The organism is Amycolatopsis sp. CB00013, from assembly GCF_001905755.1.
Classification (GTDB): domain Bacteria; phylum Actinomycetota; class Actinomycetes; order Mycobacteriales; family Pseudonocardiaceae; genus Amycolatopsis; species Amycolatopsis japonica.
On record NZ_LIWC01000009.1, the window covers coordinates 59,074 to 83,741 of the forward strand.

The following is a 24,668-nucleotide window of genomic DNA, read 5'->3' on the forward strand; positions in this document are numbered from 1 at the left end:
GCTACTCTTTCCCCCGGTTCGCTCAGCGTCCGGGTCAGGGGGTCGCGTACCGGATGCGGTGATGCTCGCGGTCGTTCCCTGTGGACGTTTGCTTATGCGGTCGCCTCATGTCGGAAGCCCATGGTGCCCTAACTGCAAACCCACTACTTCCCATCCACCGGAGCAACCCGCCTAATGACGACCGACACCGCCACCGCCCCGACCGCCCCCACCGGGCCCCAGCAAGTCGCTATCAACGACATCGGGTCGGAGGAAGACTTCCTCGCTGCGATCGACAAGACGATCAAGTACTTCAACGATGGCGACATCGTCGAAGGAACCATCGTCAAGGTCGACCGTGACGAGGTCCTGCTCGACATCGGCTACAAGACCGAGGGTGTCATCCCCTCGCGCGAGCTCTCCATCAAGCACGATGTCGACCCGGCTGAGGTTGTCACCGTCGGCGATGAGGTCGAAGCCCTGGTCCTCCAGAAGGAGGACAAGGAAGGCCGTCTGATCCTGTCCAAGAAGCGTGCGCAGTACGAGCGCGCCTGGGGCACGATCGAGGAGCTCAAGGAGAAGGACGAGCCCGTCAAGGGCACTGTCATCGAGGTCGTCAAGGGCGGCCTCATCCTGGACATCGGCCTCCGCGGCTTCCTGCCCGCGTCGCTGGTCGAGATGCGCCGCGTGCGCGACCTGCAGCCGTACGTCGGCCGCGAGCTCGAGGCGAAGATCATCGAGCTGGACAAGAACCGCAACAACGTGGTCCTGTCCCGCCGCGCCTACCTGGAGCAGACCCAGTCCGAGGTGCGCAGCGAGTTCCTCAACGCGCTCGCCAAGGGCCAGGTCCGCAAGGGCGTCGTGTCGTCCATCGTCAACTTCGGTGCCTTCGTGGACCTGGGTGGCGTCGACGGCCTGGTGCACGTCTCCGAGCTGTCCTGGAAGCACATCGACCACCCGTCCGAGGTCGTCGAGGTCGGCCAGGAGGTCACGGTCGAGGTTCTGGACGTCGACATGGACCGCGAGCGCGTCTCGCTGTCGCTGAAGGCGACCCAGGAAGACCCGTGGCGTCAGTTCGCCCGCACCCACGCGATCGGCCAGATCGTGCCGGGCAAGGTCACCAAGCTCGTCCCGTTCGGTGCGTTCGTGCGCGTCGAGGAGGGCATCGAGGGCCTGGTGCACATCTCCGAGCTGGCCGAGCGCCACGTGGAGATCCCGGAGCAGGTCGTCCAGGTCAACGGCGACGTGATGGTCAAGGTCATCGACATCGACCTCGAGCGTCGTCGCATCTCGCTGTCGCTGAAGCAGGCGAACGAGGGCGTCACGCCGGAGACCGAGTTCGACCCCACTCAGTACGGCATGGCCGCCGAGTACGACGCCGAGGGCAACTACATCTACCCCGAAGGCTTCGACCCGGACACCCAGGAGTGGCAGGAAGGCTTCGACAAGCAGCGTGAGGAGTGGGAGCGTCAGTACGCCGAGGCTCACACCCGCTACGAGGCTCACATGAAGCAGGTCGTCAAGGCCGCCGAGGCCGACGCGGAAGCCGCGGCCGACGCCGCGACCGGTGTCACCTCCGGCGACTCGGGCGAGCAGAGCTACACCTCCGCTCCGGCCGAGGCCAAGAGCGGTGGCACGCTCGCCAGCGACGAGCAGCTCGCGGCTCTCCGCGAGAAGCTGTCGGGCGGCGCATGATCCAGGCGCTCAGCCAGTAGCTGACAGAAAGCGGCCCCGGTCCACATGGACCGGGGCCGCTTCCTTGTGCCCGCGTTTCGTCCTCTGAATGCGATCCTTGCGTGCGCAACTACCGCATCCAGAGGACTGAATGCGGTAGGGGGAGAAGAGCAGCGTCAGGAAGTGGCGGGCCGGACGGCCGGCACCCAGATGCGTTCGAGCGCCGCGGCGCGGGCCTTGCGGCGGAGTCCGGCGAAGCTGTGCTTGGCCGGGACCAGAAGCGCGCTCAGCCACGTGCGCCGATATTCGGCGAGGGCCTCGGCCACGGGACGATGGAGGACACAGTGCACCAGGCCCGGCGTACCGAGCCGGTGCCTTCCGACGTGCTTGCCGTCTGCCATCTTTCCTCCGTGTGGGCGACCTTCGCCGCGCACGGTACGCAATCAGGCCTCCGATGCGGCGTAACCGCCCGGCGTGTCACCCATAAAGGTTGAGTCTCGCGTCACTATCAACTTGCCTTTTGCACCCTTCTGTGCCGGATGTGCCTCTCTCGTCACCCAGTGCGAAGTCTGGACAGGTTAGTAAACGAGACGGTATCGTTTACAAACATGAGCGAACCTCTTGTCATCGTGGGCGCGGGCCCGACCGGCCTCGCGCTCGCCGTTCATCTGTTCATGCACGACGTCGACGTACGGCTGGTGGACGCCGCCCCCGGACCGGTCACCACTTCCCGCGCCCTCGGCCTGCAGCCCCGTGGCGTCGAAGTGCTGGAGCGGATCGGCGCGCTGGGCGATCTGCGCAGCCGGTCCCGGTCGCTGCTCACCATGTATTACAACGACGGCCCGCGCACGGTGCTGAAACTGCAGGTCGGCAAGGCCGCCGCGATGCTGCCGAAACCCACGTTGCTGATCTCCCAGGCCGAGGTCGAAGGCGCGTTGCGTGCGCGGCTCGCCGAGGTGGGCGGGAAGGTCGAATGGGGTACCAAGGTGACCGGCGCCCGGCAGCGCCCGGACGGGGTGACCGTCGTCGTGGACACCGACGAGCGCGAAATCGAAGCCTCGTGGCTGATCGGCTGCGACGGCGCGCACAGCGCGGTCCGCCGGATCGCCGGTATCGGCTTCTCCGGGCGGAAACTGATCGAGCGGCTGCTGATGGCCGATGTGCGTGCGAACTGGCCGTTCGACCACGACGGCAGTGTCACCTGGATGGACACCGGGCGGATGTTGTCGGTGACCGCGTTGCCGGACAACGCCTGGCGGGTGTTCACCGAGCCGCTTCCCGGCCTGCCGGAAGGGCTCTCGACCGAGCAGATCGGCGAGGAGGTGCTGAGCGAGTTCTGCCGGCGGAGTGAGCTGTCTCGGGACACGGTCACCGAGGTGCGGTGGAGTTCGGAGTTCCGCATCCATCGCAGGCTCGCCGACCGGTACCGGCAAGGCAGGCTCCTGCTCGCGGGCGACGCGGCGCATATCCAGAGCCCGACCGGCGGGCAGGGGCAGAACACCGGACTGGGGGACGCGGAGAACCTGGCCTGGAAGCTCACCCTGGTCGCTCGCGGCCTGGCGGGGGAGGACCTGATCGACACCTACGAGGGCGAGCGGCGGCCCCTCGCCCGCAAGGTGCTGGCCGCGACCAGCGGCGCGGTGGACATCATGCTGCCGGACCGGCCGTGGAAACGGCTGGTGCGCGACCGGCTGGTGATGCCGGCGATCCGGTCGACCGCGGTGCAGCGCCGGCTGTGGCTGGTCGCGTCCCAGCTGGACACCACCTACCGAGGCGGACCGCTGGCGCCGGGCGCGAGCCGGTGGGCCCGCAAACCCCGGCAGGGGGACCGGGTGCCGGACCTGCGGTGCCGGCGGACGGACGGCGTCGAGACGACGTTGCACGCGGCGATATCCGGGCGCTGGACGGTCGTGGCCGGCGACGCCGAACAGGCGGCCCGGCACACCGAGGCGGTCGCCGCGCAACTCGGTGCCGATCTGGTCGGCACTTTGGTGTGCAAGGGATCGCGCGACGTGCTGCTGGTAAGGCCGGACGGGCACCTGGCTTGGCGCGGGCTTCCGGCACCGGACAAGATGGCCGCGTGGCTGAACGACATGCGGTGGACAGGGTAGGCGGGCGCCCCCGCGATCCGGGCAACGACGTGGCGATCTTGGACGCCGCGCTGGACCTGCTGATCGAGGACGGGTTCGGCGGCGCGAGCATCGAGGCGATCGCCAAACGGGCCGGTGTCGCGAAGATGACCGTGTACCGGCGGTGGAAGTCCAAGGAGGACTTGTTCCTGGCGGCACTGGAGCACGCGCGTCCACCCGACGGCGCGAACGCGGAGTCGATCGGCGAACTCGTCGTCACGGTCGCGCGCTTGTTGAGCCAGAACAGGTTCCGGATGTTGATGGCCAGGGTCGTCGGCGCGTCGGTGGACCATCCGAACCTGGTCGGGGCCTACGTCGAGCGGTACCTCCGGCCGCGGTTGTCCGGTCTCGCCGAGCTCGCCAGGGACGCGGTCGAGAAGGGCGAGTTCCCCGAGGGCACCGATCCGGCCGTGATCGAGGACGTGTTCGCCGGGGCGATCGGATTCGTGCTGCTGCGCGGGGAAGTGGCCGAAGCCGAGATCGACGGCAGGCTGCGGGGCATGTTGCGGCACCTCGGCCGCCGGGAGGACCTTCATCTAGGCTGATCGACATGCTGCGTGTGGGCCTGACCGGCGGGATCGGCGCCGGAAAATCGACGGTGGCGAACCGGCTTTCCGAGCACGGCGCCGTCCTCATCGACTCCGACAAGATCGCCAGGGAGGTCGTCGAACCGGGGACGCCGGGGCTCGCCGAACTCGTGGAGGCGTTCGGGGAAGACATCCTGGGCTCCGACGGTGCGCTCGATCGGCCCGCGCTCGCCGCGAAGGCGTTCGCCGACGAGGACTCGCGCAAGCGGCTGAACTCGATCGTCCATCCGAGGGTCGGCGCCAGGACGGCCGAGCTGATGGCGGCAGCCGCGCCGGACGCGATCATCGTCCACGACATCCCGCTGCTGGTCGAAGGCGGGCTGGCGCCGATGTACCACCTCGTCGTCATGGTCGACGCGCCGGAGGAGATCCGGGTCCGCCGCCTGGTCGAGGCGCGGGGAATGGCCGAACCGGACGCGCGCGCCAGGATCAAGGCGCAGGCCACGACCGATCAGCGCCGGGCGGTGGCCGACGTGTGGTTCGACAACAGCGGAGCGCCCGACATCGTGCTCGCCGAAGTCGACGCCCTGTGGGCGGACCGGCTGACCCCGTTCGAGGCGAACGTGCGGCTCCGCAAGCCGCGGGCGCCGATGTCGCCGAAGATCGCGCCGTACGACGAGACGTGGCCCGTGCAGGCCGAGCGGGCGCTCGCGCGGATCCGCGTGGTGGCGGGCGACAACGCGGTGCGGATCGATCACATCGGCTCGACGTCCGTGCCGGGGCTGCCCGCCAAGGACATCCTTGACCTCCAGCTGACCGTGTCCACTTTGGACAAGGCCGACGAACTGGCCCAGGCGCTTTCCGACGCGGGGTTCCCGCGCGCGGAAGGGGAGTGGTACGACGACGCGCACGGCGAAGAGGGCACCTGGCCCAAGCGGTTCCACTTCGGCGGCGATCCCCGGCGTCCGGTCAACCTGCACGTCCGCTCGCAGGAGACCCCGGCCTGGCGGCTCGCGTTGCTGTTCCCGGAATGGCTGCGGCAGAACCCCGGCGAACGCGACGCCTATGCGGCCGTCAAGAACGCCATGGCCGCGAAGCACGCCGGCGACGGGACCGTCGAGCAGTACACCGACGAGAAGCAGGTCTGGGTCGACGCCGCCTTCACACGCGCCGACGCCTGGGCGGAGTCGACCGGCTGGACCCCGTAGTCGCCGGCTCGGTCAGACCCGGAATTCCCGTAGCGCGGGCCAAGCCTCGGCCCAGCTTCCGGTGTGACCGGTGAGCAGCCAGATCGGCATCCCGCGGCTCACGTTGCGCACACCGGTCGCGTTGTCCACGCGCGAGACGATCCGGGCGTCGGTGAAGGACCGGAGCAGCCGCGCCGGATCCGGCCCGACGAACAGGACGCTGTCCGCGGTCTCGGGTGGATGCCCGAAGTACCAGAACCCACGGCTCGGGCTGTACACGGCGGGCAGCCCGTAGTCGGCGCCGTACCGGTCCAGCGCTCCGGCCTGCCAGTAGCCTGCCGTGACGAGGGTGGTGCGCTCCCGCTGTTCCGGCGGGAGCCGGTGGTAGGCGTCGGCGACCGAACGGGCGAGGTCCGGCCAGCCGATCTCCTCCAGCGCGTACGCCGGACGCGGTACATCCCGCCCTTCCGCGAGCCAGGCGGACGGCCACACCGGCAGCGCGTACGGGAGGGTGTACAACGCGGAAAGCAGGAACACCGGCCAGGTCGGGATCCAGCGGAACCACAGCGACGGCTTCAACTGTCCGAAGTGGACTGCCGCACCCGCCCACAGGACGCCGAACATACCCGCCGCGTAGTAGTACCGGCCGTTGGACAGGATGAACAGCGCGATCACGCCGACGGCCGTCCAGCCGAGGAACCGGTAGGGGCGCAGCCTGGACGAGAACAGCAGGACCCAGAGTCCATAGAGGACACCGACGACACCGATGCCGAGCCCGGCCCCGGTCAGCAGGGCGGGCAGGAACCCGGCACGCCCGCTCCAGCCGCCGGTGGTCTCGTGGGCGATGACGTCGCCCATCTCCAGCTGCGGCCAGCCGTTCGCGGCCTGCCACCAGAGCGTCGGCACCATCGACAGCGCGGCGATCCCCGCGCCTGCCCAGAGTTTGGGCCTGCGCAAGAGATCTCGCGGCCCGAAGAGCAGGATCGCGATCCCGGCGGCGACCCAGAACGTCGCGATGAGGAGCTTGACGTTCAGCGCGACGGCGGTCGCCACGCCCAGCCACAGCAGTAGGTTGTCGTCACGCTTCCGCATCCACCGGACGAGCAGCCACGCGATGAGCGCCCACAGCGCCGGGTCGATCGTCGACGTGGCTAGGTAGTGCCCGCTGCCGAGGAACTGCCCGCAGATCGCGTACGCCGCGGCGGCGCGAGTCTGCGCACGGCGGTCCCCGCCCATCTCGTAGGCGATGAGCCCGGTGAACACGACACCGGCGGCCGTCGCGAGGACGGCGGGCAGGCGGAACACGAAGACGTTGCCCGGCGCGAGCGTGTCCATCGCCAGCGCCAGGAACGGGAGCACCGGCGGCTGATCCGCGTAACCCCAGGCCAGCCGTTTGCCCGCGGAGAGGAAGTACAGTTCGTCGCCGAAGTAGCCGTAGCGCCACGCCGTCGCCAGCAGGACCGCCGCGGCCGCCGCGGCGAGCAGCCCCACCGGGAGCCGGGCGAACGCCGCACTGGACACGGTCGGTGTTTCGGCCGCGTGGGCGGCTTCCATCCATTCCTCGCAGATCCCTCGGGTGCCGGTCCTTTCGCACCTTACGTGCCGACGGCGTGGCGCGTCGGTCGTGAGAGGTCCGCTGGAGCATCAGAACCCCCAGTCCGTGAGTTTCGGCCATACCGTGTCCCAGGCCCCGTTCCGGCCGGTGGCCAGCCAGATCTTCATGCCCTGACTCACGTTCGTGATCCCGGCCCGGTTGTCGAGCGCACCGACCTCACGGATCCGCGTGAAGTACGGCACAAGCCCCGAAGGGTCGTTCCCGACGAACAGGACGTCCCGTGCCGATTCCGGCGGCCTCGGCAGCGTGGCGTAGCCGCGGTTGGGACTCGACGGCGACGGGAGCCCCAGCTCCGGTCCATAGTGGTCGATCGCGCTCGCCTGCCAGTACTTCGCCGTCACGATCCCGGTCCGGGCCGGATCGGGTGTGGTCCGGTACGCCCGCGCCACCGACTCCGTGATCTCCCGCCAGCCGACCTCCTCGAGGGCGAAGACCGGCCGGGTCCACTCCGGGGCACTCGCCAGCTCCGACCTGGGGAGGATCGGGAGCGATTGCGGGATCGCGATCATCGCGGCCACGACGTACACCGGCCAGGTGGCGAGCCAACGCCAGTACTTCGACGCCTGACCCGCTTCGATCTCCACCGCCGCGGCCGCGAACAGCAGGGCGAACATCCCCGCCGCGTAGTAATAGCGCCCGTTCGCGAGCACGAACAGGGCGAGGACGCCGAGCGCGGTCCAGCCGAGGAAACGGTACGGCCACAGGCGTTCGGACCGCAGCAGCCGCCACAGGCCATAGCCGAGAAGGATCATCCCCACCGGAACCCCGGCGCTGAGCACCAGTGCCGGGACGAACGTGACCCGCCCGCCCCAACCCGCCGAGACCTCTTGGGAGATCGCCGCGCCCATGGTCAGTTGCGGCCATCCGTTCGCCGCCTGCCAGACGAGCGTCGGCGCGATCATCGCGGCGGCGATCACCGCGCCGAACCACAGAGCCGGACGGCGGACGAGGTCGCGGGGCCCGAACATCGTCGCGGCGATCAGCGCGACGACCCAGAAGCCCCCGATGAGGAACTTCGTGTTCAGCGCGAATCCGGTGACCACCCCGCTCCAGAGCAGAAGCCCGTCCTCGCGGGTCCGCGTCCACCGGACGAGCAGCCACAGCAGGAGTGTCCACAGGAACGGGTCGATCGTGCTGGTCGCCAGGTAATGCCCGCTGCCCAGCATCTGGAGGGACACCGCGAAGGTCGCCGCCGCGATCGTCTGCGCTTTGCGGCCACCGCCCAGTTCCCTGGCGATGAGCGCGGTCAGCACGACGCCGGCGACCATCGCCAGCATCGCCGGGATCCGCAGGACGAACGGCGAATCGGCGCCGAACCCGTCCATCAGCCGGGCCAGCAGCGGCAACAACGGCGGCTGGTCGGCATACCCCCAGTCCAGATGCCGACCGGCCGCCAGGAAGTACAACTCGTCGCCGAAATAGCCGTAGCGACCGGCCGTCGCCGCGAGAACCGCCCCCATCGCCCCGGCGATCGCCAGCACCGGTGCCCTCGCGAACTTCGTGGTCTCCACGCGTTCTCGGAGCCCCTCGGTCTCGATGACCACGGGTATCCGCCCCCTCTCGATCGGTTACTCCGTGATCGAGAGTTCCGCAAAGGCGCCCTTCCGGGTATCCATCAGGCGGTCGTGATCCGCTCGTCCAAGGGATGAGTGAAGATCAATCGAACGATGGATGCCGGCCGCTCAGTGCCGTCGCCAGCCGAGTGTGATGTCCTTTGTGGACAGCCATCCGCGCAGGTCGTGTCCGTGGGTGGCCAGCCCGTCGACGGTCGTGTGACTGACATCGAGCGCGCGTTCGCCGTCGGCGGGGGAGAGCAGCCCGGCGGTGACCGCGGCGAGGAGTTCGTCGGTGTCGATCACCTGGACGGACTTCTTGTCCCGCAGCACGAGATCGAGATAGAGGTCGGTGGCCACCCAGACGCCGTCCTCGCGGCGGATGTCGACGACGTCGAGGTAGAAGTCCTGGTCGCGTTCGTGACCGGGGTTGAACCAGAAATCGGTGATCCGCAGGCCGAGATCCGGCAGCAGCCAGGACTCGAGGTAGTGGAACTGCGTCCGCCCCGGCGTCGGCCGCGCCATGTAGAGGCCGAAGGGCTCTTCGCGGTATTCGTCGACGTCCCTCACGACGCCCTTGGGGTCGGTGTTGGTCTTCGCGGCGGGGTCGAAGTACTCGACCTTCGGCGGATGCAGCGCGGTCATCCGCCCATCTTGGAAGGAGCCGACGCCCGCGAACACCGCCCAACCGGGTGGACGATCACGGTTTCGCGGTTCCGGGGGAGTGGAGCCGCCTGGCCGGATAAGGTGCGCTGGTTCCGCCATAAGGGTGAGTGGGAGTCGACGTATGTTCGGGATCATCAGGCCGTGCCGCCACCGGCTTTCCGCGGGTCTGCACGCGGACTGGCTCGCCCATCTCTGCGGTCTTTGCCTGGCGCTGCGCGACGAACACGGACATCTCGCCCGAATGGTGACGAACTATGACGGCTTGATCATCTCGGCGCTCGTCGAAGCGCAGTCACCCCGTGCGGAGGGACGGCGCGACGCCGGCCCTTGCCCGCTTCGGGCGATGAAGGGAACGTCGGTCGCGAAGGGCGGCGGTGCCCAGCTCGCGGCGGCTGTCTCCTTGGTGCTGGCGTCGGCCAAGATCAGTGACCACGTCGAGGACCGCGACGGCGCCTTCGCGCGGCGTTCCGTCGCGCTCGCCGCGAGGCGGGTCGCGACGCGCTGGGCCGACCAGGGGAGCCGCACAGGCATCCGGATCGGCTTCGACACGGCGGTCTTGACCGAGGCCGTCGACCGGCAGGGCGAGATCGAACGCGCTCTCCATCTGGGTGATTCGGCCGTGCTCGCCACCGAACCGGCCGAACTGGCGACGGCCGCCGCGTTCGCGCACACCGCGGTCATCGCGGGCCGTCCGGAGAACGCCGCGCCGCTGGCCGAGGCCGGGCGCCTGTTCGGGAGGGCCGCTCACCTGCTCGACGCCGTCGAAGACCTCGCCGAGGACGAGGCCGCCGGCGCGTGGAACCCGCTGACGGCCACCGGCACCGGCCTCGCCGAAGCACGACGGCTGTGCGACGACGCCGTGCTCGGCGTCGAACTCGCCCTTCGCGAAGTGAATTTCGACCAGCCGAAGCTGGTTCACGCCCTGCTGGTGCACGAACTGCGGCAGGCGGTGCGGCGGTCCTTCGGGCACAACCTCACCGGTCACGGGCACGGCCCCCAGCAGCCGCCGCCGGGGTGGATCGGACCAGGGCCCCGGCCGCAACAGCATCCCCACCAGCCGTATCAGCAGCAGCCCTATCCTCAGCCGCCTTATCCCCAGCAGCCCTACCCGCAGGGCGGGCACCAGGCGCCGCCACCGGGGCCGGTCCCGCCGCAGGGCGCGCCCGGTGGTGGAGGCCCGCCGCAGGAGCCGCCGAAGAAGGGCAAGCACGGGGGCAGCGGCCCGGTGGACGGGCAGGGCGGAGCCTGCTGGACGCCGAAATTCCGGGTGCCGCCGCAACCGCGGGGCTTCTTCTTCGGCTGCACCGTGGCCACCTACATGTGCTGTTCGTGCCAGTTCTGCTGCCGCGACCCGTTCCCCGGCCCGTGGAGCGGGAAACCGCACGACGGCTGCGGCGGTGCCGACTGCTCCTGCTGCGAATGCTGCACGTGCTGCGATTGCTCCTGCTAGAGAGGCTCTGACCAGGGGATCGGTGAAACTGTCGGACCCTGCGCCTACTCTGGTTCCCGTGGCTTTCGCATCCGAACACCCCGTGCTCGCCCAGTCGGACTTCCGCCCCGTCACGGACATCCCCCGGACGGGCGGCCGGTTCGAGGTGGTCAGCGAGTACAAGCCCGCCGGTGACCAGCCGGCGGCCATCGACGAGCTCGAACGCCGGGTCAACGCGGGCGAGAAGGACGTCGTGCTGCTCGGTGCCACGGGTACCGGCAAGTCGGCGACGACGGCTTGGCTGATCGAGCGCGTCCAGCGCCCGACGCTGGTGATGGCGCCGAACAAGACGCTCGCCGCGCAGCTGGCGAACGAGCTGAGGGAGCTGTTCCCGAACAACGCGGTCGAATACTTCGTCAGTTACTACGACTACTACCAGCCCGAGGCGTACATCGCGCAGACGGACACCTACATCGAGAAGGACTCGTCGATCAACGACGACGTCGAGCGGCTGCGGCACTCGGCGACGATGAACCTGCTGTCCCGGCGTGACGTCATCGTGGTCGCGAGTGTCTCGTGCATCTACGGCCTCGGCACGCCGCAGTCTTACCTCGACCGGTCGACGAAGCTGAAGGTCGGCGAGCAGCTCGACCGCGACGTCTTCCTCCGCGCGCTGGTGGACGTGCAGTACACCCGCAACGACATCGCCTTCGCGCGCGGCACCTTCCGCGCCCGCGGCGACACGGTCGAGATCATTCCGGCGTACGAAGAGCTGGCGATCCGCGTCGAGTTCTTCGGCGACGAGATCGAGAAGCTCTACTACCTGCACCCGCTCACCGGCGACATCGTGAAAGAGGTCGACGAGGTCCGCATCTTCCCGGCCACGCACTACGTCGCGGGCCCGGAGCGGATGGAGAAGGCCATCCGCGGGATCGAGGCCGAGCTGGAGGAGCGGCTGGCCGAGCTGGAGAAGCAGGGCAAGCTGCTCGAGGCGCAGCGGCTGCGGATGCGCACCGCGTACGACATCGAGATGATGCGCCAGGTCGGGTTCTGCTCCGGTATCGAGAACTACTCGCGGCATATCGACGGCCGTTCCGCGGGCTCCGCGCCCGCCACGCTCATCGACTACTTCCCGGACGACTTTTTGCTGGTCATCGACGAGTCGCACCAGACCGTCCCGCAGATCGGCGGCATGTTCGAAGGCGACATGTCGCGGAAGCGGAACCTGGTCGACTTCGGGTTCCGGCTGCCCAGCGCGGTCGACAACCGGCCGCTGACCTGGGAGGAGTTCAGCGACCGGATCGGGCAGACGGTGTACCTGTCGGCGACGCCGGGGCCGTACGAGATGGGGCAGGCGGGCGGCGAGTTCGTCGAGCAGGTCATCCGGCCCACCGGCCTGGTCGACCCGAAGGTCGTCGTGAAGCCGACCGAGGGCCAGATCGACGACCTGGTGCACGAGATCCGCGAGCGGGCCGAGAAGGACGAGCGCGTCCTGGTCACCACGCTGACCAAGAAGATGGCCGAGGACCTCACCGACTATCTGCTGGAGCTGGGCATCCGGGTGCGGTACCTGCACTCCGAGGTGGACACGCTGCGCCGGGTCGAGCTGCTGCGGCAGCTGCGTGCGGGTGATTTCGACGTACTGGTCGGCATCAACCTGCTCCGTGAGGGTCTCGACCTGCCCGAGGTGTCGCTGGTCGCTATCCTCGACGCGGACAAGGAGGGCTTCCTCCGCAGTGGCACGTCGCTGATCCAGACGATCGGCCGCGCGGCGCGAAACGTGTCGGGCGAGGTGCACATGTACGCGGACAAGATCACGGACTCGATGCAGCACGCCATCGACGAGACCGATCGCCGCCGCGCCAAGCAGGTCGCCTACAACGAGGAGCGGGGTGTCGACCCGCAGCCGCTGCGGAAGAAGATCGCCGACATCCTGGACCGCGTCTACAGCGAGGCCGAGGACACGGAGTCGGTCGCCGTCGGTGGTTCGGGCCGGAACTCCTCGCGTGGCAAGAAGCCCGAGCAGGGCGACCGCGTACGCAGCTCCGGGATGCTCGCGGACAAGGACGTCGCCGGGATGCCGCGCGCCGAACTGGCCGACCTCATCCAGCAGATGACCGACCAGATGATGCAGGCCGCGCGCGACCTGCAGTTCGAGCTGGCGGCCCGGCTTCGGGACGAGGTCTCGGACCTCAAGAAGGAGCTCCGGGGCATGGACGCGGCCGGCATCAAGTGACCCCGCGTTTCGTCCTCTGAACGCGATCCTTGCGCGTGCAAGTACCGCATTCAGAGGACGAAACGCGTGCGGGGGTCAGAGGCGACGGCGGTCGAGCATGGTCAGGTCGGCGTCGAAGTCCGGGAAACCGGCGGGCACAGAGCGCGTGCTGACGCCCGGTGAGACCGGGGGAAGGCCGGCCCATCGCCGCACGGTGTTCGTCGCTTCGGCGGCCTGCTCCGGGGGAAGCTGCGAGATCCGGGCGCCGTGGTTGCCGCCCGGCACCGTGTAGCTGTAGGAGTCCTTCGTACCGAAGCCGAGCTTGAACGGCTCGGCGCCCCACGGGTCGTTGCCGCCATAGACGAACATCAGCCGCTTCCCCCGCGACTTCACCCAGAAGTCGATGTCCGGCATCGCGAGATGGTCGAACCGCGGGATGTCGACCGACTTCGGCACGAACGTCCGCGACACGTTGGAGCCCGGGTAGCGGAGCAGATCCCGGAGATAGCCTTCGTAGGACTCGGGAGCGCCGAGCTGGTAGGCCGCCTGGAAGTAGTACGGGACGTAGATCTCGAGGTTCTGGTCGGAGTAGGTGTTGAGGCTCTCGACGCGTTCGAACCAGGCGTAGATCTCGGACGCCGGGGCGCCCGCCTTCGGGATCGTCGCGCAGTCCGACTGCCTCTGGTACTGCCAGAAGGCGAAGTAGGAGTCGATCACCGAGATCTCCAGCGACACATCGGCCGAGCCGACGGTCTTGAACGTGTAGCCGTTCTTGGCCGCGTCGGCGGCGGCGAGCGCCGCGAACTCGGAACGCCGGGTCAGCACGTCACGCTGGATCGCCTTCAGGGCCGAACGGCAGGCCGGATCGTTGCCGACGTTCGCCAGGAAGGCGTTGTAGCGGTCGTGCTCGTTGATGACGTCGTTGGGCGCGACGTAAGGGATCGTCGCGTCGACGTCGTCCGGGAAAAACCTACGGAAGTAGGTCGCCGTCATACCGCCCTTGCTGCCGCCGGTCGCGAGCCACTTGCCCGGATAGAGCCGCTTGAACGCCTCGACGGCGCGGTGCTGATCGGCGGCGGCCTGCCAGATCGTCAGCTGCTTGCCCCAGTTCGGCTGCTCCGGCCGGGACGGGGTGAAGAAGCGGTATTCCATCGACAACTGGTTGCCGTCGACGATCTGTGTCGGCTCCGAGCGGTTGGGCGATTGCGACACGTTGTACCCGCTCGTGTACACCACGGTCGGCGAGCGGAATTCCTTGTGCAGCAACGTGAAACGCTGCTGGAAGGTGCCGCCCTCCGGCCTGCGGTGATCGACGGGCTGGGTATAGGTGAGTTTGAAGAACCGGTATCCGGTCGGCGCCGGGTTCTCCGAGACGACGGTCAGCCCGGGGATCCGCCCGAGCGCCTCCTTGATGTCCTCGGGTGCCGCCTGCGCGGCCGGGGTCAACCCGGCCAGTGCGAGAACGGTGATCGCCAGAACCGACCACGCGGCCGTGAGCTTCCGCATCCATGCCCTCCCCATCGGGACCTGTTGAGCGGTCGGATACTCACAGAGTCACAGCCGGTGGGCAATCGCCTATCCGGTCGAGCCGCGCAGCACCCGGTCGACATAGGCCTTGATGGCCGCGCGGGCTTCGGGGGAGCTCCACAGTTCGAGGACGTGGGCGTCGTCGCCGGTGCGGTGTTCGGCGATCCGCTCGTGGAACGGCCGGTGCAGCTGCGCCTTCGTGTGCGCGTACGCGGCCGCCGGGATCTCGGCGAGTTTCCCGGCGACTTCCACTGCCCGCTCGACGACGTCCCCGGGCGCGGTCACCTCGTTCACCAGGCCGAGCCGGAGCGCGTCCGCCGGAAGGTGGGTCTCGCCGAGGAACGCGAGTTCGGCCAGGATGTCCGCGCCGAACCCGGACCGCAGGATCTCCAACGCCGCCAACGGGAACGGCACGCCGACGAGCAGCTCGGTGATCCCGATCCGGCCGGGGCCGTCGGCGAGGACACGGCGGTCGCAGGCGGCGGCGAGTACCGCCCCGCCGGCGATCGCGTGTCCGTTGACGGCCGCGACCACCGGACCGGGGAAACCGAACACCGAGAGGAACGCGTCCGACAGCGCGGGCAGGAAGTCCTCGAGATAGCCCGTGCCGCCGTCGTGCACCCGCCGCAGGTCGACACCCGCGGAGAAGATGCCGCCGGTGCCGGTCAGCACGACACCGCGATAGCCGCCGAGCTGCACGTCTTCGAGCCGGAGGGTCAGTTCCTGGCAGAACTCCGTGTCGAGGGTGTTCGCCTTGCCGTGCTGCAGGGTGACGACGGCGATCCCGCCTTCGTCGTCCACGCGGATCGAGGAGGTGGCCATGGGCCGACCGTACCCGAGCCTGCGGGGATCTACAGTGGACCGCTCAATCCTTGAGGCGCACGGTGACCGTCGGGCTGAAGGACCGTTTGCGGTTCCAGCCGGTCTCCGCGCCGATGCTCAGCTGGATGGCGCGGTCGGCCGGCGCCCAGTAGCCGGTGCGGACGAAATAGGCGTCCATCGAGCACAGCCTGCTGCACGACTTGCGGTTGCAGATGGTCTCCCAGCCCCACTGCCTGCCGCTCTCCTCGACGCCGTTGCGCCGGACGAACAGATGCGGGTTGCCGATCTCGCGGCAGTAGGTGCTGCCCTCGGAGATGTAGAGGACCCCGTCGATCTTGTAGAACCGGTTGTTGTCGAGAAGTGTCACCTGGCCCGAGACGGCGAATCCGACCCGGCCGCCCTTGCCGGCGTTCATGGTCCAATCGAGAGAGAATTCTTGGACCGGAGTCTCGACTGACTGGGTCATGGTGACGTCCCCGCTTTCTTCTCGCGTCGGCACCTTTGCACTGAAGATAAGGATTTCCCGGAGGTCCCCGAAGATGAATGGGAACTTTTCACCCAATGAGTCGATGATCGGAAAACCGATGTTCTCATGCGCATGAAACACCGGTTACCGGCGCTAATGGGTGAAGGTCGCCACGGCCAGTGAAAACCGGGGCCCACCAGGGAAGAGGATTTCGTCTTCCCGGTGGACCCCGGTCGTTTGTTCAGTGCGAAAACGCTCTCAGCTGGTGATGTCCTTCGTCGCGAACCGGCGGCCTGCGAGGAGGAAGAACACCGTGCCGTACAACGCCGCCGACAACATGCCGTTGGCCATGTTCGTCCAGTCGATGTCGGTCGAGATCAGATCCATCCACGAGAACGCGAAATGCGTCGGCAGATAGTCCCGCAGCCCTTCGAGCGCGGTGATCTGGTCGAGGATCTGCGAGACGATCGCGACGATCACCGCACCGCCGACGGCACCCAGCGGGGCGTCGGTGGCGACCGAAAGCAGCATCGCCAGCCCGGCCACCCACGCCAGCTGCAGGATGATGTAGATCGTCGCCAGCCCCATCGCGATGAGACTGTCGCCGAACGACACCGCGTCCCCGGTCGGGCTGATCGCGTCGCCCGCGCCGTACCAAATGACGCCGACCACCAGCGACACCAGCGGCAAAAGGATCAACGCGACCGCGGAGAGGATGCCGGAGACGATCGCCTTCTGCCGCAGCACCCGATGCCGGGGGACCGGCATCGCGAGCAGGTATTTCAGGCTCGACCACGACGCCTCGCTCGCGATCGTGTCGCCGTAGAACAACGCCACGATCATCGGCAGCAGGAACGTCCCGGACACGAACAGCGCGAGCACCACGAAGTTCGGCGCGCTCGCGGTGGCGAGGTCGACGAACCCGCCGCTGCGGCGGTTCGGGTTGGCCTGCCCGATTTCGAACGCGATCACCAGGATGAACGGCAGCAGCGCGACGAAGCCCAGCATCAGCTGGGTCCGCCGCCGTTTGAGCTGCCGCTTCAGTTCGACGCCCAGCCGCAGTGTCCGGTCGGCGCGGTATCCCGCCACCGCCCCGTCCGGGCCGACCTCGGTCGGTTCGTGCGACGCGACCTCGGTCAGCTCCAGCAGTGCCGCCGGATCGGTGTGCACGCCGTGATCCGCCCGGGTCGCCGGGCCGGAACCATTGGTCTTACTCACCCTTCGAGTCCTCTCCGACCAGCTGCAGGAACGCGTCTTCCAGCCGCCGCCGCGGCCCGGCCTGTTCGACCGCGACCCCGGCACGCACCAGGACGGCGACCGCCTCGGCGCGCGCGAGACCGTCGAGATCCGCGTGGACCAGTTGCCCGTCGACGTCGACGCCGGAAACGCCGCCGACCTTTCGCAGCGCTTCGGCCGCTTCGGCGGGCTTGTCGACGCGGAACGTCGCCTCGCCACTGGACGCGGCCAGTTCGCCGACCTCACCCGAGGCGACCAGCATGCCGCGGTGCATCACGACCACGTGCGTACAGGTCTGCTCCACCTCGGCCAGCAGGTGGCTCGAAACCACCACGGTGCGCCCGGTCGCCGCGTAGCGCTGGAGCACCTCGCGCATCTGGTGGATCTGTGGCGGGTCGAGCCCGTTGGTCGGTTCGTCGAGCACCATGAGCTCCGGCAGGCCGAGCATCGCCTGGGCGATCGCGAGCCGCTGCCGCATGCCCTGGCTGTAGGTGCGGACCCGCCGGTTCACCGCGTCGCCGAGCCCGGCGATCTCCAGTGCTTCGGCGAAATGCGCCTTGTCCGCCGGACGTCCCGTGCTCGCCCAGTACAGCTCCAGGTTCTCCTTGCCGGACAGATGCGGCAGGAAGCCCGAACCCTCCACAAAGGACCCGATCCGGGACAGCACCGGCGCGCCGGGCGCGATCAGATGGCCGAATACGCGGATGGTGCCCGCGGTCGGCGTGATGAGGCCCATCAGCATGCGCAGGGTCGTCGTCTTGCCCGCGCCGTTCGGCCCGAGCAGGCCGAGCACCTGGCCGGGTTCGACCCGGAACGACAGATCCTTCACCGCGACGAACCCGCCCGCGTAAGCCTTTCGCAGACCTTCGATCACCAGCGGCGTCTTCGCCAGGCTCTCGTCGACGTCGTGCGCGCGGCGGCGGCGGAACGCGGCGATCACCGTGATCGCGATGCCCGCGAGCAGTGTCCCGGCGATCCCGAGCAGCTGCGCGGTGGGCGCACCCGCGCCGACGGAGTTGCCGTGGACGACCGGGACGGCGAGCCGTCCACCGTCGGCCAGTCCGATGCGGAACACCGCGGGTTCGACCGGCGTCGCGAACGCCTGGTCCGTCGTGCCGACGACCAGCCGGAGCGTGTGCCCGGCCTCCAGTGGCCGCACGATGCCCGGCAGGGTCACCGTCACCTCGACCGGGCTGCCGTCGGCGGGCAGGCCGGAGACACGGAACGGTGCGACGGCGTTGGCCGGAAGCGTGCGGACACCTTCCGAGTTGACGTCGTAGAGCTTCGCGAACAGGACCGCTTCCTTCTGCGGAGCGGCTGCGGACGGATCCGCGGAGACCTGCAGCCGGACCGTCGAGGAACCGGCCGCGATCGTCTGCGCGTCGAGCGGTGGCGTCGCGAACTGCGCGGCCTGCCCCGGCGGGTCCAGGCTGAACAGTCCGGAAAGCCGCGACGAGCCCGCCACCGCGCCGTTCAATCCGGGGATCCCGCTCACCGCGGCGGGGTTGCCGCCCGCGGGCCGGACGACGGGCTGCGCCGGGCCCGCCAAGGCGAACTGGCGTCGCTCGGTGGCGTCGCCCGTCGCTCCCGGGTACGCCGGGGCGCTGACGGTCCGGACCGAGGGGGCGCCGTTGGCCCGCAGCGTGCCCTGGATGTCGTAGCTGAACCCGGTGCCGGGATCGGATCCCTGCCCGGTGAGGGAGAACTTGAGGAAGTCCGCGATCTGCGCGCGCAGTTTCTGTCCGGGCTTCCCGCCGTCGTGGCCACCGGTGTACCAGATCGTGCGGACCTTGCCGCCCGCGGCGGAGATCTGCCGGGCGGTCGCGTCGGACTGGTCCAAGCCGAACAGTGTGTCGCTTTCGCCCTGCACCAGCAGCGTCGGCACGGTGATCTTGTCCGTCACGGACGCGGGGGAGACCCGGCGGAGCAGGTCGACGGTCTTCTGGCTCGCCTTCCCGGTGGTGGCGAGTTCGGTGTAGGCCTGGCAGACCTCGGCGGTGAACCGTCCACAAGGGTCGGCGGGGCCGGACGGCGGACGTTGCCCGTTGGGGCCGCCGAGTGGCAGCGACTGCGCCGCGGCGCCTGCCGCGCCCGTGCCCTGTGCCGCACCGGATTCGCTCGTCTCGTCACCGGCTTCGGGCGCGTCGTTGGCGGGGGAGCCGCTCTGCGCCGCGCCGGAACCGGCGGAGAAGAAGATGCCGGCCCAGGACTTCTTGAAGACGCCGTCCGCGGTGAACGCGCCGGCGGCCGGGGTCGTGGCGTTCGGCGCGGCCGGGGCGGCGGCGTTCGGGAAGAGACCCTGGGCGAGGTCGTTGTAGGTGATCACCGGCGCGATCGCGTCGACCCGCTTGTCCGTCCCGGCGAGCAGGAGGGAAAGCGCGCCGCCGTACGAAGCACCGGAGACGGCCACCTTCGGGTCGCCGTTCTCGCTGAGGACCTCGGGCCGCGCGGCCAGGGTGTCGATCAGCTTCCGGGCGTCGGCGACTTCGCGGTCGGGGTCGTTCAGCGCGATCTTCCCGGTGCTGCGGCCGAAACCGCGCGCGGACCAGGTCAGCACGACGAAGCCCTTGTCGGCGAGTTCGCGGGCTTCGGTGGCGACGCTGTTCTTGTCACCGCCGAAACCGTGGGCGAGCAGCACGGCCGGAGCCGGGGTCTGCTCGGGCAGGTACGTGGTCGTGTCGATCTTGACGACCTCGGACGAACCCGGGATTTCGGGCAGATCGAGGGTCGCGTCCTGGGTTTTGACCGCGGACGGGGCGGGTTCGCTGTTCGTCCACACGACGGCCGCGGCGGCCAGGACCACCACGACCGCGGCGAGCGCGGTGAGCTTCGCGCCTCGCGTGCGAGGGTGCGGGATTCGGGGCACGGAATGACCGTATTTCACCGAACCTGAGAGTCGCTCTCCCGGCACACACGGACCACACAAGTGAGCGGGGTGTGACGGGAGTTACGCCATCATCTTGGTGACAAGGGCAACCTTAACTGGCGTCATGCGTACAGACAGGTCAAACTGGACCAGCTGTGAGGGGAGTATTCCTTCGCGGCGGTGTCGTCAGCACGGTGGCCTTCGCGGGCCCCCGGCACCGTCGGCCGGTTTCATACCGGCGGAAGAGACCTCCGGTTAGTTGCTGCTGTGCACTATCCGGAGGGTTGGTTACATGTCTGTTCCCCTGTGGCTATGGATCGCCACGGTCGGTGGTCTGCTCGCGCTGATCGCACTCGACCTGGTCATCGTCGATCGCAAGCCGCATGAGGTCACCACCGGCGAAGCCGCCAGGTGGGTCATCTTCTACGTCGCGGTGGCCGTCGCCTTCGGCATCGGTGTCTGGGTCTTCGCCGGACACGACCCAGGGGTCCAGTTCTTCACCGGGTACATCACCGAGTACTCGCTGAGCGTGGACAACCTGTTCATCTTCATGATCATCATGACGTCGTTCAAGGTGCCCGCGATCCACCAGCACCGTGTGCTGCTGATCGGCATCCTGCTCGCGCTCGCCATGCGCAGCGTGTTCATCGCCGTGGGCGCCGCGCTGATCGCGCAGTTCGTCTGGGTCTTCTTCCTCTTCGGCGCCGTCCTCATCTGGACCGCGATCAGCATGGTCCGCAACAAGGACGAAGAAGAGGAGTACGAGGAGAACGCGCTCACCCGCTGGGTGCGCAAGCTCTTCCCGGTCACCGAGGAGTGGCACGGCCACAAGTCCTTCGTGAAGAAGGACGGCAAGCGCTGGATCACCCCGATGTTCCTGGTGATCGTCGCCATCGGCAGCGCGGACCTGCTGTTCGCCGTCGACTCGATCCCCGCCATCTTCGGCATCACGCAGGAGGCCTTCCTGGTCTTCACCGCCAACGCGTTCGCGCTGATGGGCCTGCGCCAGCTGTACTTCCTGCTCGGTGGCCTGGTCACCAAGCTGGTGTACCTGTCCTACGGCCTCGCGGTGATCCTCGCCTTCATCGGCGCCAAGCTGTTCCTGCACGCGCTGCACGAGTACCACGTCGTCCCGGACTGGCTGGACATCAACAACTGGGTCTCCCTGGGTGTCATCGTCGTGGTCCTGAGCGTGACGACGGTGGCCAGCCTCGCGAAGGCGAAGAAGCTGGAAGCCGCTGAGCAGGAGTCTTCAATCAGTAGTTAGAGCTGCTAAGGATCGGGTACCGTCGGGGCCGTGCGTCCCGTTGACATCGAAGCCCTGACGGTCCCCGGCATCCTCGCGCTGCACGGCGACCTGCTGCTCACCGCGGTGAGCAGGCCTGATCTGAAGACGAACAGCTACCGCTCCGGCCTGCGCAGGGTCGACCTGGGCGGCGGCGGGGAAGGGCCCTGGACCCACGGGGCCAAGGACTCCGCCCCCGCCGTCTCGCCGGACGGCCGGTGGGTCGCGTTCCTCCGCGCGGGAGAGGGCTCCGGGCGTGCGGCCAAGCCGCAGGTGCACTTGATGCCCGCGGCCGGCGGCGACGCGAAGCGGATCACCGATCTCCCCCTCGGCGCGGGCGCGCCGGTCTGGGCGCCGGACTCCTGCCGCATCACGTTCGTCGCCCGCGTGCCGGAAGCCGGCCGCTACGGCACCGAGAACGCGGACGGCGAAACGCCGGAGCCGGGTGAAGAAGCGCCGCGGCACATCAAGAACCTCTTCTACCGCGTCGACGACGCCGGTTTCCTCAACGACCGTCCACAACGTCTGTTCGTCGTGGACACCGCGGCCGCGCTGGGCGAGGAAGCACCCGCCGAGCTCACGCCGCTGACCGACGACCGGGCCGACGTCGACCATCCTTCGTGGACGGTCGACGGCGAGCACGTCCTGTTCACCGCCCCGCGTGACTGGGCCGCCGAAGACACCGTCCGCTCGGACGTCTACTCCGTGCCCGCGGGCGGTGGCGAACCCCGGCTCCTGGTCCGGTCCCTGGGCACGGCGGACCGCCCGGTCGTCGCGCCGGACGGTTCGATCCTCTTCTACGGCACCGAGTTCTCCGGTCAGGAGGAGATCGCGCGCAACACCGGGCTCTGGCAGGCGTCGTGGCGCTCCGGTGCCGAGCCGTCGGCCCCGCGGCGGCTGACCGACGTCGAGACGGTGGACTGCGACAACGCGGCGAGTGCTCCGGTCGTCGTCGGCGAGGAGGTCCTCGTCGTGGTCCGCACCCGCGGCGCCGCCGAATTGCGTGCCGTCCCCCTCGACGCCGAACTGGCCGAGCTGAAGACGTTGCGGCACCTGGCGGGCGAGCGCACCGTGGTGAAGTCCTTCGCCGTCGACGGCGACCGGATCGTCGCGGTGATCGGCACGCCCGAGAGTTCCGGTGACGTCGTGCTGCTGTCGGACGGGGAGCCGCGTGTGCTCACCGACTACTCGAAGGCGTTGCGGGACACCGGGATCCTGCCGCTGGAGGAGCTGGACACGACCGCTCCCGACGGCTATCCGGTCCACGGCTGGATCGTCCGGCCCGAGGGCGACGGGCCGCATCCCGTCGTCCTGATGGTCCACGGTGGACCGTTCGCGCCGTACGAATGGAAGGTCTTCGACGAGGCGCAGGTGCTCGCCGCCGCGGGCTACGCCGTCGTGCTGGGGAACCCGCGCGGTTCCGCCGGCTACGGCGAAAGCCACGGCCGGAGCATCGTCCACGGTTTCGGCACCGTGGACGCGGACGATCTGCTGGCCTTGCTGGACGAAGCGCTCAAACTGCCCAATCTGGACAGTGACCGCGTCGGCGTGATGGGCGGCTCGTACGGCGGCTTCATGACCAGCTGGCTCGCCGCGCACCACGGCGGCCGGTTCCGCGCCGCGTGGAGCGAGCGCGCGGTCAACGCCTGGGACTCGTTCGTCGGCAGTTCCGACATCGGCTGGTTCTTCGCCGGCGGTTACGTCGGTGACGACCCCGAAGAGCAGCGCAAGCGCAGCCCGTTGACCTACGCGGGGAAGATCGACATCCCGTTCATGGTCGTGCACTCCGAGCAGGACTGGCGCTGCCCGCTGGAGCAGGCGCAGCGGATGTACGTGGCCCTGCGGCAGAACGGCGTCGCGGCCGAGTTCCTGCTGTTCCCCGGCGAGGGACACGAACTCACGCGGTCGGGGCTGCCCCGGCACCGGGTGCAGCGGTTCGACGCCGTGCTTCAGTGGTGGGGCCGTCACCTCTGATCTCTCGGGTCACCGGATGCCATGAAAGGTCCTTTCCTTGCAAATTTTGCAAGGAAAGGACCTTTCATGGCATCGGTCAGCTGAGGAGCGTGTAGTTCAGTTCTTCGCAGACCCGGCCCAGCGGGACGTCCAGCCCCGGATGGTCGAGGGGGAGCAGCACGTCGGGCGCGACCGGAAGCGAGTTCCCGGCTGGCGGATCCCACAGCGCGAGCGCGGGGCCGCCGGAGTCCATGGACGACCGGTACCAGACACCGTCGAGGTCGCCGAACGCGGCGCGGATGGCGCGGGCCCAGGCCTGGGTGATCTTCTTCGGACCGCTGGAGATCTCCTGCGAGGCGCCGACGCGGGTCGGCCACAGGCCGGCGAGGTCGAGCAGCCGCAGCGTGCGGGTCGGCCGGACGACCACCAGCCGGGGGCCGCGGGATTTGCGGTCGACCGTCGACGTGGTCTGGAAGACCTCCGCGATGCTGGTGCGCACGGTGAGCCCGAAGTACAGGACGCCGTTGCCGGGGTCGGTGACCGGGCGACCGCCGCGACCGGGGGTCTGCGGGTCGAAGCGGCCGTGCGGGAGCGGGCCGCTGTAGCGGAACGAATTCCACTGCTGGGGGTGGTTGCCGTGCGCGGTGAAGATCCTGACCAGCCTGGTGCCGGGGTGCACCGTCACCACGTCGTTGGTGCGGTGCAGCTCCTTGACCAGGACAGAGCGTGCGGGCGGCAGGGGGAGCCGGGCCATACCTCGGGAGTCGTCCGTCCTTGTCGGGTGATCTTGCTCGGTGGGGTCAGCCTACGGCCTACCCCCGACTGAAATTCCGTCGTCGGGCAAAGATCTCAGAACGGCGAGCCCAGCGTGGCCACCAGTCTCGCGACGTGCTCGGGATCGCCGCCCGAAAGGAGCCATTGGCGCGGGGTGGCGGGATGCTCGTTGATCACCAAGTCGGCCTGCGGGGTGCTCATGAACGCGGCGACGACGAGGGCGGGCTGGTCCTCGGGGACGGCACGCAGCACGACCTCCAAGCCGGGCAGCACCCCGGAGCCGGCGAACTGCCAGGCGGGTAACCGCCAGCCCTGGTCTTTCCAGCCGGTGAGCCTGCCCTCCTTCAGACGGTGCCGGATACGGCTGTCGTCCACGCCCAGCGTTTTCGCGGCTTCCAGCACGCTGAGCGCCGAATCGGCGAGCACGGCGTGCGCGGCGACCGTCCGGGCACGGAAGTCCGGCTCGTCCTCGCCACGGGGGGAGAGGTCCAGGCCGACGTCGGTGAGCGCGGCTCGCTGGTCCGCCGAGAAGTAGTGCGACGGGTCGGGGTTCGGTGGGGTCAGCCTCCGCGCCGCGTCCTCGACGAGGTTCAGGAACTCGTTGGCGTCGACCTTCAGGCCCGCCTTGGCGAGAACGTTCTCGAGCGCTATCGACATAGCGCCTAGAGTAACGCGTCTGTGCGGGTTCGTGCGGTCTCATCTCGATTTCGTGGGTGAATTCACCAGAGATGAACACAGAGCGCACGGAATCAAACACGTGCAGTA

The 24,668-nt window shown here is 68.9% G+C and carries 19 protein-coding genes; 8 read left to right on the forward strand and 11 right to left on the reverse strand.

Features of this window, described 5'->3' with window-relative positions; translation table 11 throughout:
- The first annotated feature begins 174 nt into the window (after positions 1 to 174).
- The gene (rpsA, locus tag AMK34_RS41610; protein WP_037345493.1) at positions 175 to 1,674 is read left to right on the forward strand and encodes a 30S ribosomal protein S1; all 1,500 of its coding nucleotides are present in this window, start codon (positions 175 to 177) and stop codon (positions 1,672 to 1,674) included.
- A gap of 155 nt (positions 1,675 to 1,829) precedes the next feature.
- Here the strand turns inward: rpsA and AMK34_RS41615 are convergent, their stop codons facing one another.
- Positions 1,830 to 2,054: a hypothetical protein gene (locus AMK34_RS41615; protein WP_037345494.1), complete on the reverse strand. Its 225-nt coding sequence runs from the start codon at positions 2,052 to 2,054 to the stop codon at positions 1,830 to 1,832.
- Between the two features lie 207 nt (positions 2,055 to 2,261).
- Here AMK34_RS41615 and AMK34_RS41620 point away from each other — a divergent pair, with 207 nt between their 5' ends.
- From AMK34_RS41620 to coaE, 3 genes are read left to right on the forward strand one after another with little or no spacing between them, the layout of a single operon-like run.
- The gene (locus tag AMK34_RS41620) at positions 2,262 to 3,764 is read left to right on the forward strand and encodes an FAD-dependent monooxygenase (protein WP_073849226.1); all 1,503 of its coding nucleotides are present in this window, start codon (positions 2,262 to 2,264) and stop codon (positions 3,762 to 3,764) included.
- Entirely contained in the window at positions 3,734 to 4,327 is a 594-nt protein-coding gene (locus AMK34_RS41625) for a TetR/AcrR family transcriptional regulator (RefSeq protein WP_038522979.1), read from the forward strand. Before AMK34_RS41620 ends, AMK34_RS41625 begins: the two co-directional genes overlap by 31 nt.
- A 5-nt stretch (positions 4,328 to 4,332) precedes the next feature.
- Complete coding sequence (gene coaE, locus AMK34_RS41630) at positions 4,333 to 5,517, forward strand: dephospho-CoA kinase (protein ID WP_073849227.1); 1,185 nt, start codon at positions 4,333 to 4,335, stop codon at positions 5,515 to 5,517.
- A gap of 12 nt (positions 5,518 to 5,529) precedes the next feature.
- On the opposite strand, the gene AMK34_RS41635 is transcribed toward coaE, so the two are convergent.
- From AMK34_RS41635 to AMK34_RS41645, 3 genes are all read right to left on the reverse strand, one after another.
- On the reverse strand, positions 5,530 to 7,050 hold the full coding sequence (locus tag AMK34_RS41635; protein ID WP_073849228.1) for an ArnT family glycosyltransferase: 1,521 nt from the start codon (positions 7,048 to 7,050) through the stop codon (positions 5,530 to 5,532).
- Between the two features lie 90 nt (positions 7,051 to 7,140).
- Positions 7,141 to 8,655, reverse strand: a complete 1,515-nt coding sequence (locus tag AMK34_RS41640; RefSeq protein WP_073849229.1) for an ArnT family glycosyltransferase — start codon at positions 8,653 to 8,655, stop codon at positions 7,141 to 7,143.
- Positions 8,656 to 8,793: 138 nt separating this feature from the next.
- Positions 8,794 to 9,309, reverse strand: a complete 516-nt coding sequence (locus tag AMK34_RS41645; protein WP_038522982.1) for a DUF402 domain-containing protein — start codon at positions 9,307 to 9,309, stop codon at positions 8,794 to 8,796.
- 142 nt (positions 9,310 to 9,451) lie between these two features.
- Between AMK34_RS41645 and AMK34_RS41650 the strand changes: the two genes are divergently transcribed.
- Both AMK34_RS41650 and uvrB read left to right on the forward strand, forming a co-directional pair.
- Positions 9,452 to 10,780, forward strand: coding sequence for a DUF5685 family protein (locus AMK34_RS41650; RefSeq protein WP_073849230.1), 1,329 nt, complete (start codon positions 9,452 to 9,454; stop codon positions 10,778 to 10,780).
- Positions 10,781 to 10,838: 58 nt separating this feature from the next.
- Complete coding sequence (uvrB, locus tag AMK34_RS41655; RefSeq protein WP_038511337.1) at positions 10,839 to 12,995, forward strand: excinuclease ABC subunit UvrB; 2,157 nt, start codon at positions 10,839 to 10,841, stop codon at positions 12,993 to 12,995.
- A gap of 75 nt (positions 12,996 to 13,070) precedes the next feature.
- On the opposite strand, the gene AMK34_RS41660 is transcribed toward uvrB, so the two are convergent.
- The 5 genes from AMK34_RS41660 to AMK34_RS41680 all read right to left on the reverse strand — a co-directional run bounded on the left by AMK34_RS41660 (position 13,071) and on the right by AMK34_RS41680 (position 19,909).
- Positions 13,071 to 14,480, reverse strand: coding sequence for a S28 family serine protease (locus tag AMK34_RS41660; RefSeq protein ID WP_073849231.1), 1,410 nt, complete (start codon positions 14,478 to 14,480; stop codon positions 13,071 to 13,073).
- A 69-nt stretch (positions 14,481 to 14,549) separates the two neighbouring features.
- Positions 14,550 to 15,323 carry an enoyl-CoA hydratase/isomerase family protein gene (locus tag AMK34_RS41665; RefSeq protein ID WP_038511342.1) on the reverse strand — a complete coding sequence of 258 codons (774 nt, stop codon included), beginning with the start codon at positions 15,321 to 15,323 and terminating at the stop codon, positions 14,550 to 14,552.
- Positions 15,324 to 15,366: 43 nt separating this feature from the next.
- Positions 15,367 to 15,789: a hypothetical protein gene (locus tag AMK34_RS41670; protein WP_038511343.1), complete on the reverse strand. Its 423-nt coding sequence runs from the start codon at positions 15,787 to 15,789 to the stop codon at positions 15,367 to 15,369.
- Between the two features lie 258 nt (positions 15,790 to 16,047).
- Positions 16,048 to 17,007 (reverse strand): ABC transporter permease, encoded by a 960-nt coding sequence (locus AMK34_RS41675; protein ID WP_016335466.1) that lies wholly within the window; start codon positions 17,005 to 17,007, stop codon positions 16,048 to 16,050.
- Positions 17,000 to 19,909, reverse strand: coding sequence for an alpha/beta fold hydrolase (locus tag AMK34_RS41680; RefSeq protein ID WP_083650156.1), 2,910 nt, complete (start codon positions 19,907 to 19,909; stop codon positions 17,000 to 17,002). The genes AMK34_RS41675 and AMK34_RS41680 overlap by 8 nt, the downstream gene beginning before the upstream one ends.
- A 274-nt stretch (positions 19,910 to 20,183) precedes the next feature.
- Here AMK34_RS41680 and AMK34_RS41685 point away from each other — a divergent pair, with 274 nt between their 5' ends.
- Together AMK34_RS41685 and AMK34_RS41690 are read left to right on the forward strand one after the other, a co-directional pair.
- Positions 20,184 to 21,158, forward strand: a complete 975-nt coding sequence (locus AMK34_RS41685) for a TerC family protein (RefSeq protein WP_038511349.1) — start codon at positions 20,184 to 20,186, stop codon at positions 21,156 to 21,158.
- Between the two features lie 30 nt (positions 21,159 to 21,188).
- A complete protein-coding gene (locus AMK34_RS41690; protein ID WP_073849232.1) occupies positions 21,189 to 23,150 on the forward strand; it encodes a S9 family peptidase in 1,962 nt (653 codons plus the stop codon).
- A 76-nt stretch (positions 23,151 to 23,226) separates the two neighbouring features.
- Here AMK34_RS41690 and AMK34_RS41695 read toward each other — a convergent pair whose 3' ends face one another.
- Positions 23,227 to 23,883 carry an RES family NAD+ phosphorylase gene (locus tag AMK34_RS41695; protein ID WP_007028108.1) on the reverse strand — a complete coding sequence of 219 codons (657 nt, stop codon included), beginning with the start codon at positions 23,881 to 23,883 and terminating at the stop codon, positions 23,227 to 23,229.
- Positions 23,884 to 23,978: 95 nt separating this feature from the next.
- Entirely contained in the window at positions 23,979 to 24,560 is a 582-nt protein-coding gene (locus AMK34_RS41700) for a hypothetical protein (protein ID WP_037345518.1), read from the reverse strand.
- Positions 24,561 to 24,668: the final 108 nt, after the last annotated feature.